The organism is Methylomonas sp. MgM2, assembly GCF_054172045.1.
In genome coordinates this window covers 86,307-100,335 of the sequence record NZ_JBSYXO010000019.1, presented here as the reverse complement: position 1 = coordinate 100,335, position 14,029 = coordinate 86,307, and the positions used below count along the sequence as shown (strand labels likewise).

Below are 14,029 nucleotides of genomic sequence, written 5' to 3'. Positions count from 1 at the left end.
CGCCCGGCGCTACGGCTTCCAGGGACTACTCAACCTTCACTCGCTGGCGCTTCGTTTCCAAGGTTTCGCAGCGAATGAATTTTCCGACGCCTTGGTCATTTTATCGCGTCGGCCAATTTGTGTTTGATCGAGACGGCTCCGCGAATGTCGCCCACGCGATAACCCGTCGCCCTATCGTCCGGATATTCCTCCGCCAACAGCGTCTTCACTTCGGGCGATATATCGCCGGTTTGACCATGGCATTGTAAACACATGGGCTGGGTCGGAATGGCTTTCATGTAACGAAACCAGCGCCCGTCGGCTTCTTCGGTCATTTCGCTTATTTCCATCGTGTTTGCCGGTTTCGCCTCGGTGTGCTCCCGGTCGAACCGCTGCAAAACCTGCGTTTCCCAGAGATCGGGCTTGCCGAGTACGGGATTTCGGTTTTTTAACGAGACCCGAGCCACCGTCAAGCTCTCGTTTGAATAATCCGCCGCTAACGCCGGCGCGACATATTTACACACGCCGATCGCGCTAACGGCATCGCCGGACTCAAGCTGAGCTTTCAAGGTACTGCCCAAACTCCGGGTAAACGCTTTGGCGATTTGTCGGCTTTCCTGCAGATACGCTTGTTGTTCGGCCGTACCGCCGTTTTGCGCATAACACAGCGAAGCCGGACATAACATCGCTATTGCCAAGCTCTTTGCGATCATTGTCTTCATGGTTGCCTCCCGATATTGAGTCTAAAGTCCGAATTATATTTGTGCTAACCCTGCAAAAGCTGGTAGTTTCGTCGGCTGCGACTGAATTCGGATGACACGGAACCTTATCATGACCGAAAACGATATCACTCAAGTAAAGAACTATTTACTGAATTTACAAGATCGGATTTGTACCGCATTGGAGGGAGAAGAACCTAGCGCCCGCTTTGCCGAAGACGCCTGGCAGCGCCCGGAAGGCGGCGGCGGACGGACGCGGGTACTGGCAAACGGCGCCGTATTTGAACAGGGCGGCGTCAACTTTTCGCATGTATCCGGGTTCAGCTTACCGCCTTCCGCCACCGCCAAACGGCCCGAACTGGCAAACCGCCGATACGAAGCCATGGGCGTATCGCTCGTGATTCACCCGCGCAACCCTTATGTGCCTACCTCGCATGCCAACGTACGTTTTTTCATCGCCAAAAAAACCGGCGAAGCGCCGATCTGGTGGTTTGGAGGCGGATTCGATTTGACGCCGTATTATCCCGTTCGGGAAGACGTATTGCACTGGCACCGAACCGCTCGCGAGGCTTGCCGGCCGTTCGGCGATGACAAATATCCGCGTTACAAGGCTTGGTGCGATGAGTATTTTTATCTGAAACACCGAGACGAAACCCGCGGCGTCGGCGGCCTGTTTTTCGACGACTTGAACGAACCCGATTTCGAGCATGCATTCGGCTTCACGCGCAGCGTCGGCGACCATTATCTTGCGGCTTACTTGCCCATCGTCCAAGCGCGAAAAAATACGCCCTACGACGAAAGAGAACGCGATTTTCAACTCTACAGACGCGGGCGTTACGTCGAATTTAATCTAGTGTACGACCGCGGCACCTTGTTCGGATTGCAGTCGGGCGGCAGAACCGAATCCATCTTAATGTCGCTGCCACCGGTCGTACATTGGCGATATAACTGGAGCCCGGAAACCGGTAGTCCGGAAGCCGAGCTGTACCGGACCTATTTAAAACCGCAAAATTGGCTGAATGTATAATTTCGTAACACGACTTGAGTAAAATCGGTTTTGACTCGGAAAAGCGAAGGGTAAAAAACTAAGCATGGAGGGCTGTCAATAATAACAATTACATAATGCGGAGCTGACCGTCAGAGTCAAGCCAGCGCAGAGGCAGGGTAAACATGAATCAAAATCCGCACCGGGAACTCCCGGGCTATCGGCAGCTAAAGCGCTTGCGTACCGCGCTGGCCATCGCCCAGGGCAGCCGCTTGTTGTCGAGGTTGTTGCAAGAACTGGAAGCAACGGTCTCCCACGATCAAACCAAGCGCGTCACCTATATGACTGGCCTGTACACGCGCATTCATCGGGAAATGTTCAGCGATTGGAAGGAACAGATCACGGTCAACCACCGCCCCGGCATGATGCTGGATAAGGAAAAGCGCAAACGGTTTCGCTTGGTCATCGAGCGCCTGGTGCTGGACGGCAACGGCACTCAGGAAAGCGCTATCTTCGATAATAACGGTTTCATCATCTATTTCGATAATATCGCCGAGCGTTTGGCCGCCTTTTATCAGGACATGCGCTGCATTCGGCCTTTTTCATACGGTAACCGGATTACCCTGGATTTTTTCGTCACCGCATTAGGCAACCTGCCGGCCTTCAAAGCGGTGTACGAACAAGGCATAGACTTTCGCCGTCTATCGCCTGAAGACGGCAAGGCCCTGCATGACCCGGCTGCCGGTCACGCCGCCATCAGTGCCGCCTTCCGTCACGCCCTGGCCCCAGGCCGCACTCAGAATTTAATCAATAGAGCGAACGGTTACGGTAAATGGCCCGAACACAAGCGTCTGTTGCAAGGTATTCCGTTCTTATCGCATACCACTGCCGCCGGTATCGAGTGCATAGTCACGGTCAACGGCGGATTAGTACCGTTAAATAGCATTCCGGTTGATCAATTTATTACCAGCTTGCTGTTGGCCGACAATTCGTTGAGCGTATCCGAAAACGTCATCGGCTATTTGCCGGGCACCGAAGAATTACGCGCACCCGGCAAAACCGAAATCGACTGTATTCCCGTGCGCGAGGACGGCGCAGCACCTTTGTTTGGCCTGGACATCAATATCTTGACCAGCTTGCGTCCGCCTAGCCACGCCGAACTACTGGATTTGATCAAGCAATTTATCGGCGAAAAGGCCAACGTGTTTGCATTGGCCGATAATTCGCTATTGAAAAACAAATTGCTGGCCGCCGCACATGACGACCCCCGTTTAAAGCGCACGGTCGAAATCGCCTACCGTCGCCTAGGCAAAGTCAATCGGGCTTTGCAGCGCGAGTTGGAAAAAATCTTTGAAGGTAAAACGCCGGTCGCCATGCCCAAATTATTTATGTGCATGGGAGGCGCAGGGGCGGGGAAAACGGCGGTGGAGGAAATCGCCTGCGCCCAATGCGGCGACAACTTCGTGATTGCCTCGCTGGATGAATTCCGCAAACTCAGCGATTTATATTGTTTGCTAACCGCCGCCAATCACCATGCCGACGACTATGTTTATGTGGAACCCTTCGCCAACCGTTTACGCGACTTAGTGGCGGAACATGCTCGCGAAAACAATATCAATATCTTGTATGACGGCACCGGCATCCCTTATGACCCGCGCTACTCAGGCGTCATCGGCAGATTCCAGCGGTCGGGCTTTCATACTCAGATCACCGCGGTCGATGCCTTTTTGGTGAAACCGGCCGGGCGTGAACAGGAACTTTCGCGTTCCGGGGTAATCGGCAGCGTCAAAACCCGCTTCGAAGCCACCGGGCGCGCCTTGCCATGGGTAGTCACGATAGACAAACATATACGCTCGCCACACTCGTTTTTGCTGGCATTGCAGGATAATGCCCTGGCGAAATTGTCGCTGTTTGCCAATGACGGTGAGCGCGATCAGCATTATCTGGTGGCGGAAAGTTTTCTGTTGTATGACGAAGATGTAGACCACTTACAACAGCAGCAAATCGCCGGCACATTGGCAAAACATTGCAACACCATGATGGCCCGGCATAAGGAATCGGTATTGCGAAATCTAGCCCAAGGCAGCGAAGCGAATTTACAAGCCTTGATAGCCCGAAATCCGGCGCTGGAAGAAGACAACGTCGGCTATTTGATCTACCCGGGCAGCGAACAAAACCGGGTTCTGCTGATTTACCATTTACGCCGCATGGTCGATTTCGTGCAAAAACGCCAACTCAACCCGAATGCGTCCGGCGAGGAAGGTTTGCTGCACAAACCGTGGGCCCTGGCATTTAACGTGGACCCTTTAGCCAAGCATGCCTGGATCACGCGCTTGCAGGGATCGGTGGAATAGAAAGTGAGCCATAATTTAGCGACCGTAGTTAAATGCATACCTTTCGTTCATATAAACTTCTGTTCTGGATTACAAGATCCGACCCTGTTTCCATAGATGCTTGATTGCAAGACCTGATGCCGTTTACCCTTGAAGCAGTTGAAAAACTAAGTCGCATAGTACAATTTCAGGCATAAAAAACCAGTTAGTATTTATAGCTAACTGGTTTTTTTAAAATTATTTGATGGTGTAAGCGCCTAGCAAAAAGTTAACGTGTATTGTGAGCCAAACCCAAGACCAATTTCGTCAATGGCTTGCTCAAGTTCGTCCGGCGTAAATGTTTTGAAAGGTAGCCATTCATATTTCATCTTATGTCAGAGCAATTCAATCCGATTAAGTTCGGGACTATAGGGCGGCAAGAAATAAAATCGCATGCCTTTCTCTTCCAACAAATCCCAATAAGGTTTCAGTTTCTTGGCGATATGAATCGATGCATTATCCAAAATCACTACCCCCCTACGTCAAAATAGTTATCGCCTCAAATTTTTAGAACCTTTTAAATTTGAGATAAAAAATGAATCCTTCCAAGAAACTGTATTCTGACGAGATCAGAGAGCAAGCCCTGGCAAAAGTCTACAATCGTGGGAAACGCACCATTCAAGAAATTGCCGACGAATCGAACATCAGCATACATACCTTAAAAAAACCGGATGAAAAGCAGCGCACCTACTGATACGCCTAGCCTCAACTTGGGCAGGCGCCCCGAAGAACGTTTGCCGGCACTCCATGAGAGCCATGACCGGTGAAGCACTGAATGCCTGGTGCCGGTCGCCCATCAGCTGATCCAGTGGAAGCTGTCATGCAGTCCTCAATTTATCGTTGCATTTGTTGCTCACGTATCTGACTTTGTTCGCGCTCACGTTCACGCTCTTGTATCTGCCATGAGCCGTGTTGTTGATTACGTTCTTGTTTCATTTGGCGATTTCTTTCCTGCATTTTTTGTTGCTGATTTTCACCGCGCGGGACTGGATTCGTTTGCCATACTCCGCCTTGATTGCCACCACCTTGCCGTCCACCGCCACCACCCTGTGCCGCGGAAACGACTCCCAAAAAACCAGCCAGTAAAATGAATAATGCCATCTGGTATGTATGATTTTGCTTCATTGCTTTATCTCCTAAAGATATTCAGACCGATAATTTAAGCCATCTCAAACTATCGGTCGTCGATCTTTCTGTATAAAAAGTCAATTGGCTCAATTAACGCCATTCGGTGAGATATACACCAGCCCAACCGGCTTCTTCCGCGCCCATGCTTAGGTTAATGGCAATTTTGTTACCACGAAAGCCATCACGTTCTATGCCCATCTCTGTGATGGGCAAAGGCGCAGGGCCGTCTTCATCGACATAAACAGCCTCGGGATCAATTTGCGCTCCATTCATACCGGTCTCAACTAAGGTGAGAATCGGTGATTGTCCCGGCCCTTTTCTAAGATATATTCCATCTACTGGGTCGACGTAGGCACCTGATACCAACTGCCCAGTTCTGGCTTTGAAGGCCGTATGAACATTAGCATCGGTCAACTTTCCATCGACTGAGCCCGAGACGGCAACAAATGAATTGGATCGCCAGCGCGCCAGTTCGCCGTCATCATCACCTTCGCCTGTGCCGGGGACTCGGCCTGAAAAGTTCCAGTACACAAAGTCGTTGAAGTCCGATGATGTCTTGGCGACTGCGAAGGTATTTCTAGTTTTGGTATCGTGGACGAAAATGCCCTGCTTTAACGGAACTGTTCGGACGCAATTATTGGAGTCTTCCGTGCAGAGTTGATTACAAAACGCAATCCGGTCTGCATTTCCCTCGGTTGGACACTGTAAAACCAGTGTTTTTATTGCCGCCCCCCATGCGCCCCAAAAGGCCACGAAACGCCCGTCAAAAGAAACCCCTTCGCCCAGGTTACTAAACTTAGTATTCTTGTTTTCGCCGGGTACCCGCGAGCCGATGCTGACAAGCGTCGTGAGCGCTGGTTCCGATCCGGTCAGTTTTGCTAAATAGATGCCACCTTTAGTTGGATGTTCTTCGTTGTCAAAGCCAGCGAAAACCACTTGTCCATCGGCCGCACTTGGCGGGGCAGTGGAACCGAATACCGTCGCCGTTCCGGGAATAAGGGTGTCGGTATTGTTTGCGATTAGTACCACGGGGTGGGTGCCTCCGCCTGGTCCATTATTAATGTTTTGGTCCTCCAGCTTGCGATAATACACACCAGTTTTACCGACCAAATTGACCGTATAATTGCCTTTGAAGGCGATGGTATTGCCATCGGCCACTGCAGGCGAACCCGGAAAAACGTCGAATGGCGTGCCGGGGGCTTCGGGCACTTCAAAGAACAAGAATTCCGGCACGGAGCCAAGCTTGCTGGCGCCGGTAATCAGATTCCCGTAAGGGTTGGCATAGATCCCGGTGGTTCCCAGTTGTTCAACGATTTCGTCGTTTTCCAATACTTGCCATACTGGCTGGTGGTTGCCCCGTGTAGCGATGGTGTCCGACCAGATGTCGACGCGGGGGAAAGATGGCGGCTCGATAAACACGGAGTCACGATTATTGGGTTGTGGCACCAACGTATTGCGGTCGAGGATTTTGACCATTGTGCCCGCTGTGGCCATGTCGCGAGTATAGACTCCATGGACGGGTTGCCCTTGTCCTTGTCCACCCTTGCTGCGTGCCCGGATCACGACCAAGCCGTTGGCATTTACCGACGGCTGGTTGTAGCTGTTAAAGTTGCGACATTTTTCAGATGGACTCTGAGCCGTCGGATCGCATTCAGATGTCGGCATTAAGTCGCCATTGTTGACCACTACTTGCCATTCGAACGCGAAGGCCGGAGCAACGGTTGCCGCCATCGCTGAGGCGGTCAATGCCAAGACCATCGTTCTTAAATTATAGGATTTCATTGTTCACACTCCTTTGAGACCCATGCGAAAGAATAGTTATCAGGGGGCGACAGATGGTGGGGGTGTGGGTCTGATTCCCCCATCTCTCCAGTCGTTTGTTAGCGGTCTGTGATGCCAGTCCCTGCACATACCGCAAAATAAATTTTGATACGGCACGATAAGGGGATATTAGGAATTCTGAACTATTGTGCCGCCCCTTTATTGACACTAAGTCAACTTACATCGGTTGGGGAAGGCTGAAAAACCTCCCCAACTTCACATCAGTAGCCGATCAGCATCCTCCTTTTGCGTCCACTAGTTTTTAGACGCGTTGGCTGATTTTACGAACGTCCACCTTGTCCACCGCGACCTGTCACCTTGACGTTAGTTGTTTCAGTCACCGAGTTGTTACCAGTATTCACGTCATTTGAAGCATTTACAGTCGCCGTCCAAGTAATAGTGGTACGCGCGCCCACGTTAATGGAGAAAAGCTGGATAAATGATTGACTCGCACCTGCTGCAAGATTGTTGAAATTAAAGGTCCATGGAGAGCCTGCGATGGTAGCGCCGTTCGCTGCGACGGCGGTCACCGTGACGGTACCCGTTGCAGAATTTGGCCCCGCGTTAGCGACAGTTACAGTGAATTCCCTGCCTTCGGTACCGTCTACCATTTGTACAGGCACTTGCAAGCCGGATTGCTCGCTGATTGACACGTCATAGGTTGCACCGCTAGAGGCGTCACAAGTCAACGGGGTCGCATAGTCGCTTGGCAACGGCCAAGTATGCATGAAGTCGATGACCGCACGTGTGTCGTCGGCGGCCTGCGCGAAGCCGACAATGTTGAATGCCGTCAAATTTGGGTTTCCCATAAGTTCAGGAATTGCATCAAGGATCGGGCCTTCTACAATCCCGAAAGTGGGTGTCGAATCAAGCACTTTCAAATACTCGAACCAGCCAGGTTGAGGATTGCCATCTGGGATGTAAGGAGGATTAGGCAGCGAGATAAAATTTGCAGTGCGGTTATAGTTGTAATTTCCGTAGTCAAGAAAACACTTCCTAACCATCTGCACCACACCCTTTACTTCTTCTTTTACGTTAATACATTTCTTGGGCAGGTAAGTCGTTACGCTCTCGTCTGTCAGGCCGACAATCTGGTTGAGGTAGACCACCATGTCCACGCTGACCTTGCCTGATTTGTCTGCGGCTGCGCCAACGCCTCTGGCCGCAGTGTCGAGCACATTGCCGAGTACATTATTAGGGTCGGTCAGGCTAATACCGAGGTCGCCCGTTAGCATGAGTTGTCTGTAGATCGCCAGGTTCTGTAGCGGCGAGTCAATGGCGCCCGACGTTATCACGCCATCTGTATTGGTGCTGGTGACCAGTCGTCCGGCAGGATCCAGCGTGACACAGCCGGCGGTGGACAGATTGACGATGACGTCCTGCAACTGCTGTTGAAGCACCGTTTCTGGTGAACGCACCACGCTGGTACGCCCGAAGTCGACCTCTTGCGTGAGTGTCGCATACTCAGGGAGGACTGCGCAGGTAGCAGGATCGACTGGAATGACAGTACCGTCTGCAGCTAAAGGCCGTTGACAAGAATCGGTTGTGAGTATGGGAACACCATCGGCGTCGCGATAAAGAACAAATAAATCCCCGAGATCAGGAGGTTCGCTGTCACCATCCCCGCCGGGATTAGCTGGTTTGCCTGGTGTTCCCCCCGGCGCAGCCATTACGCTCGCGCCAAATGCGCATAATCCCATGGTTATCGCCGTAGCCAATAACATAGGACGGAATTGTTTTAACGTTTTCATGATATTTCTCCCGTTAACCTAAAACTTAGGTATTTGTTGAAAATATTTAATGCAATATCTGTCAATTGGACATAAATCTATTTTTTTGCAAAAAAAAAAGCCGGACTACCTTCCGTGACTATGACGACGTCACTTTCGGCAGTCCGGCTTTCCTTTAGGATCCGCGACTTTCTGCCCCTACTTTGCAATAGGTTTAGCGAAAATAAAATAAAATCGATAATGCATATATCGTTATTTTCAAAACTTTTCAACTGAGTATTTCAGTCAACTTTTGAATACTATGAAACGCTCGGTGATTAGATGATCTTTAAACTCAATGATATGACCATCCTTAAGGATTTATGCCAAGGTCAATGTCCGATTTAACTTATTAACCAGCCATTTATTGAAAAATGGCGACTGCCTCTTCCTGGTCGTTATGCAAAGCTTTGCATAACGGCCATTACGTGAAGTTTCCTTTTATGTGTGGCGGACTTGGCGTAACCATGAGAAAGCTAGCTTTAAAGACCCTATCTCGCTCGCACTCTCTGCATAATTTCCATGATTTGAAACAAACTTTCAAATACACAAAAAGGACGCGATATCAGCGCTTATTCCTGTCGATCTCATCAGACCTTTCAAATAATCACTATTTATTAACATGATGGATAAATTCCGCATGATCATTTTCTGTAGGGAACTAATTTAAGGCGAAAAAAGCTATCTGTTGTGCTGAGGGTTGTTTTCTGAATTGAATAACAGAAAATCCACTCCTGAAGTTTGCAAAAATTATGACCGGCTTTTTATCTGGCTGCCTTGCTGAATCCGTTTGATTCCTGATGTGAACTATTCGAAACCAGGCACTGTGTATAAAAGGAAACTCCACATAATGGCCGATTTGACGCTGCCCGCTCAATCCCGATTCGCTCGGGATTCAATCCAAACGCCTCTTTCATTTCTATGCGTCGTAATTTCCAGCCCGGCCTCCTGATAATGCCGGTAACGTTGGCGGCCGGCCCGCTTGCATTCCTCGCTGTTGTCTAAGATTTCCAGGATGCGCTTGGTCGGAGGCTTTACGGGCGGGAAATGGCTGGACAGGTTGACAATGACGTTTTGCCATTCGACAGGAATATCATCTCCGCCGATCAGGATGGTATTTTTATAGTCTGGCAAACCGCCTTGATAAAGCTGATGCGGTACGAAACTGCCGGCCCGGAAGGTCCATAACAACTTGTCGATTTCAGCCGCTTGCTCGGAGTCATCCGTAAGTACGTAACAGAATTCGCCGCTACGGTAGATTTTCTCGATCAGTTTGCAGGCGAAATCCCGGCGCTCGTGCTGTGAGGTTGAGGCCAGGACGTAGAAGAATATCTCAGGACGCTGCACGATTGATCAAATACTGACTCAACAAAGCAACCGGCCGGCCGGTCGCCCCTTTGTTGGCTCCCGTCCGCCATGCCGTACCGGCGATGTCGATATGAGCCCAACGGTAATCTTCGGCGAACTTGGACAGGAACACCGCAGCGGTGATGCTGCCGCCGTCCGGGCCGCCGATGTTTGCCAAATCGGCAAAGTTCGATTTGAGTTGCTCCTGATAGTCTTCCCAAATCGGCATGCGCCAAATCAAATCGCAAGCGGTTTCCGCGGCTTCCCGCAAGTCGTCGCAAAGCTTGTCGTCATTGCCGAATAAACCGCTGGGCACGCGGCCTAACGCAACGATGCATGCGCCGGTTAACGTCGCCATGTCGATCACGACCTCCGGATCGTATTTTTTTGCGTAGGTTAGGGTGTCGCACAAAATCAAACGGCCTTCGGCGTCAGTATTCAACACTTCTATGGTTTTTCCGGCCATACTGGTCAAAATATCGCCCGGCTTATTGGCATTGCCGTCCGGTAGATTTTCCGAGGACGGAATCAATCCGACGATGTTCAGCTTCAGATTCATCATACTGGCCGCGCGCATGATCCCTAACACGCTTGCTCCGCCGCACATGTCGTATTTCATTTCGTCCATGCCCTGACCCGGCTTCAACGAAATACCGCCGGCATCGAAGGTCAGTCCCTTACCGACCAGCACGATAGGCTTGACCTGCTCGTCGGCCCCTCGATATTGCAGACAAATCAATTTTGCCGGCTGCCGGCTGCCGCGCGACACCGATAGTAAAGCCCCCATGCCCAGGACTTCCATATCGTGCTCTTCCAGGATTTCGCAACTAAGCTTTTCGTGCTGTCCGGTCAAAACCAGCGCTTGTTCCGCCAAATAGGTCGGCGTGCAGATATTGCCCGGCAAATCGGCCAATTGCTTGGTCAACGCGATGCCTTGCGCAATGGCGATACCTTGCTGCAGTCCGGCTTCCGCCAGTTTAAAATTCGCTTCGTTCGCAACGATCGTCAATGTTTGCAACTGAACTTTTTCGTCGCAGCGTTTAGTCGTCGTGTACTGATACAAGCCGTCATTGACTACTTCGACGATCTGTCGGCTTATCCATTGAACGTCGGCCTTTTCTACTTCAACATCCAGCAGCGCACAACTCGCTGATTTGACTTTGCAGTCTTTCAATTGTTTGGTGGCCGCAACGACGGCCTTGCGAAATTGTTTGCGGGTCAGTTTGCCGCGCTCACCGAAACCGACCAGCACTACCCGGCCTATGGCATCGATCGGAAGATTGTTTATCAACAATGTTTCAGCGTTTTTACCGCCGATGTCGCCACGGGCAATGAGCTTGCTAATCAAGCCGTTGCACAGTCCGTCTATCACGGAAGCCGCATAGCTAAGCTGTTGTTTTTCATAAACTCCAACCAACACACAGTCGCTTTGCAGTTTGTCTAAGGTGATGCTTTCTATAGAATAGTCCATGGCAGTGTCTTTGCGCGTCGAAAAATAAAAGTCTTCCCAATGTTAGGGGGGCTTACGCGAATTATACATGAGGGCACTGATAAACATGAGGGCGAACTTAAACGCGCGATTTGCACGAATTAAGTAAACCATCCCGATTGACTTTAATCAGTGGAGATATTTTGTTGAACGTCTATCAAACGATACCCGGTTCCAGGCGACCTGTCCGGCTGCTGACGGTACTGGATAAGATGATCATTAAAGACCTATTTAAAACGATGATTTCGGTGCTCACCGTACTGGTCGTCATTATCGTTAGTCGTAAGTTTATTAGGGTGCTAGCCCAAGCGATCGAGGGCAATATTGCCGCGGACACCGTGATGGCGTTGCTCGGTCTTAAAATTATCGTCGCTGCCACCACTTTCTTACCGGCCGCCGTGTTCATGGCAATTTTAATGGTGCTGGGGCGAATGCATCGGGAACACGAAATATCGGCCATTGCCTCAGCCGGAGGCGGGGTGTTTACGATCTACCGTGCGGTATATTGGCTGGTTATTCCTTTGACTTTCTGCGCTGCCGGAATGTCGATGTACGCTTCGCCGTGGGCGGAAGCGCAGACTGATCTGTTGTTGCATCAGGACCGCGAGAATGCCGACATTCGCGGCATCTCGGCGGGTCGTTTCAGCGAATACAGCGGCGGCGAGCTCATTTTTTATACAGAAAATGTCGACCTATCGGGAAAAATGTACAATGTGTTCGTCCAGAACAAGCAAGGCGACAAACTGGGCATAGTGAACGCTCAATACGGCCGCCTGGAATATTTGCCTGGCGGCCTGTATTTGATTTTGGAACATGGGGAGCGCGTTCAAGGTATCCCGGGACGAAAAGATTACACAATTGAAACCTTCAAGGAATACTCGGTTTTAGTCGAAAAACAAGTAGTCGCTTTCGTTCCGAAAATCGAGTCGTTGCCAACTGAACAGATCTGGCGATCTAAGAACATTCCGGAAATTGCCTTGATGCAGGACAGATTGAATGCGCCGTTCGGTGTACTTTTATTGTCGTTTCTAGCGGTACCGTTAGCAAAATCGTCTCCGCGAGGAGGCGTTTACGGCAGCCTGTTTATTGCTTTCGGGATTTATTTCGCTTACGCAAACTTACAGCGCGTTAACCATAGTTGGATTCTCAGCCAAACCGTACCCGCTACACTGGGTTATTTTTGGGTGGAAGCCCTGCTGTTTATCGTCGGATTAATCATGTTGGTACGGGTATATAACTGGAAATGGGTCATACTTAGACTGACCGGTAAGGCGGCCTCGTGAACGTTCTGACGCTTTACATCATCAGAGAAGTGATAAAGGGATCATTGGTCGCGTTATTGCTGCTGCTGACTTTATTCAATTTATTCACCTTCAGTGACGAACTTAAAGAGCTTGGCAAGGGCAGTTACAACTTAAAGCTCATATTATCGTATCTGGCATTGACCTCCCCGCGGGTTTGTTTCGAACTGGTGCCGTCGTCGGCCTTGCTCGGCAGCCTGTTTGTGGTAGGCTCGATGGCGAACAATCGCGAGATAGTCGCAATGAGAGCGGCCGGTTTATCGACGGGATGGATAATACGGAGCATCATGATGGCCGGTTTATTATTGGTGATCATTGCGGTATTTATAGGGGAGTTTATTGCGCCGCCTAGCGAACGGGCGGCTCAGATATTAAAAACCACCGCGCAAAATAATGGCGTGGTTATGCGGTCGCAATACGGCATGTGGCTGCGCGAAGGTAACCGGTTCATTAACGTGCGTAGGATTCTCGACGACGGCTCCCTAGGCGATATTCGAATTTACCAGGTTGATGATCGGCATCGCTTGAGTCATATCACTCAAGTCGATCATGGGAAGTTCCTTGGCGACGGACGCTGGCTACTGACGAATGTGCGTCAATCGTTCGTCGATCAAAATCAAATTCGTGCCGAAACCAAGCCGGAAATGCATTGGAAATCGACAATCCAGTCCGACTTGTTGAAAGTTGCCGTAGTCAACTCGGACAACTTGTCGTTATACGATTTATATATGTATATCGACTTTTTAAAAACCAACAATCAAAAATCGCAGCTTTACGAAATGGCTTTTTGGAGCCGGTTAATCAATCCACTGGTCACATTTGTCATGTTGATGGTATCCGTTCCGTTTGTGATAGGCATCGGCCGCGGCATCGGTGCCGGCAGACGGATAATGATGGGCATACTCATTGGTATGAGCTTTAATATCATCGACCGAATCGCCGGCAATCTAGGTTTAATTTACGATGCAAACCCTTTTCTGATGGCGATATTGCCTAGCACCCTGGTATTTTGTATCGCATGGTATGCAATATGGAAACTAAGTTAGTCCGATTTTAATCCAATGGCTTACTTGTATAGAGACTTCAAAACTGATTTTACCGGTCTGTAATGGCCGCCCC

The 14,029-nt window shown here is 50.2% G+C and carries 12 protein-coding genes and 1 riboswitch; of the genes, 5 read left to right on the top strand and 7 right to left on the bottom strand.

What is annotated here, in order from left to right:
* Positions 1-95 precede the first annotated feature (95 nt).
* Positions 96-701 carry a Tll0287-like domain-containing protein gene (locus tag ACW73I_RS14860; protein WP_458030182.1) on the bottom strand — a complete coding sequence of 202 codons (606 nt, stop codon included), beginning with the start codon at positions 699-701 and terminating at the stop codon, positions 96-98.
* 109 nt (positions 702-810) lie between these two features.
* Between ACW73I_RS14860 and hemF the strand changes: the two genes are divergently transcribed.
* Both hemF and ACW73I_RS14850 read left to right on the top strand, forming a co-directional pair.
* A complete protein-coding gene (gene hemF / locus ACW73I_RS14855) occupies positions 811-1,725 on the top strand; it encodes an oxygen-dependent coproporphyrinogen oxidase (protein ID WP_458030181.1) in 915 nt (304 codons plus the stop codon).
* Positions 1,726-1,868: 143 nt separating this feature from the next.
* Positions 1,869-4,037, top strand: coding sequence for a zeta toxin family protein (locus tag ACW73I_RS14850; RefSeq protein WP_458030180.1), 2,169 nt, complete (start codon positions 1,869-1,871; stop codon positions 4,035-4,037).
* Positions 4,038-4,390: 353 nt separating this feature from the next.
* On the opposite strand, the gene ACW73I_RS14845 is transcribed toward ACW73I_RS14850, so the two are convergent.
* Positions 4,391-4,519: a transposase gene (locus ACW73I_RS14845; RefSeq protein WP_458030179.1), complete on the bottom strand. Its 129-nt coding sequence runs from the start codon at positions 4,517-4,519 to the stop codon at positions 4,391-4,393.
* Between the two features lie 71 nt (positions 4,520-4,590).
* On the opposite strand from ACW73I_RS14845, the gene ACW73I_RS14840 reads away from it, so the two are divergent.
* Positions 4,591-4,749, top strand: a complete 159-nt coding sequence (locus ACW73I_RS14840; protein WP_458030178.1) for a hypothetical protein — start codon at positions 4,591-4,593, stop codon at positions 4,747-4,749.
* Positions 4,750-4,889: 140 nt separating this feature from the next.
* Here the strand turns inward: ACW73I_RS14840 and ACW73I_RS14835 are convergent, their stop codons facing one another.
* From ACW73I_RS14835 to ACW73I_RS14815, 5 genes are all read right to left on the bottom strand, one after another.
* Positions 4,890-5,180, bottom strand: a complete 291-nt coding sequence (locus ACW73I_RS14835; protein WP_458030176.1) for a hypothetical protein — start codon at positions 5,178-5,180, stop codon at positions 4,890-4,892.
* A gap of 93 nt (positions 5,181-5,273) precedes the next feature.
* Complete coding sequence (locus ACW73I_RS14830) at positions 5,274-6,965, bottom strand: hypothetical protein (RefSeq protein WP_458030175.1); 1,692 nt, start codon at positions 6,963-6,965, stop codon at positions 5,274-5,276.
* A 320-nt stretch (positions 6,966-7,285) separates the two neighbouring features.
* The gene (locus ACW73I_RS14825; RefSeq protein ID WP_458030174.1) at positions 7,286-8,755 is read right to left on the bottom strand and encodes a hypothetical protein; all 1,470 of its coding nucleotides are present in this window, start codon (positions 8,753-8,755) and stop codon (positions 7,286-7,288) included.
* A gap of 134 nt (positions 8,756-8,889) precedes the next feature.
* Positions 8,890-8,963, bottom strand: a riboswitch (cyclic di-GMP riboswitch).
* Between the two features lie 683 nt (positions 8,964-9,646).
* Complete coding sequence (locus ACW73I_RS14820) at positions 9,647-10,120, bottom strand: DNA polymerase III subunit chi (protein WP_458030173.1); 474 nt, start codon at positions 10,118-10,120, stop codon at positions 9,647-9,649.
* The gene (locus tag ACW73I_RS14815; RefSeq protein WP_458030172.1) at positions 10,107-11,591 is read right to left on the bottom strand and encodes a leucyl aminopeptidase; all 1,485 of its coding nucleotides are present in this window, start codon (positions 11,589-11,591) and stop codon (positions 10,107-10,109) included. Before ACW73I_RS14815 ends, ACW73I_RS14820 begins: the two co-directional genes overlap by 14 nt.
* 164 nt (positions 11,592-11,755) lie before the next feature.
* Between ACW73I_RS14815 and lptF the strand changes: the two genes are divergently transcribed.
* A complete protein-coding gene (gene lptF / locus ACW73I_RS14810) occupies positions 11,756-12,892 on the top strand; it encodes an LPS export ABC transporter permease LptF (protein WP_458030171.1) in 1,137 nt (378 codons plus the stop codon).
* On the top strand, positions 12,889-13,956 hold the full coding sequence (gene lptG / locus ACW73I_RS14805; protein WP_458030169.1) for an LPS export ABC transporter permease LptG: 1,068 nt from the start codon (positions 12,889-12,891) through the stop codon (positions 13,954-13,956). Before lptF ends, lptG begins: the two co-directional genes overlap by 4 nt.
* Positions 13,957-14,029 lie beyond the last annotated feature (73 nt).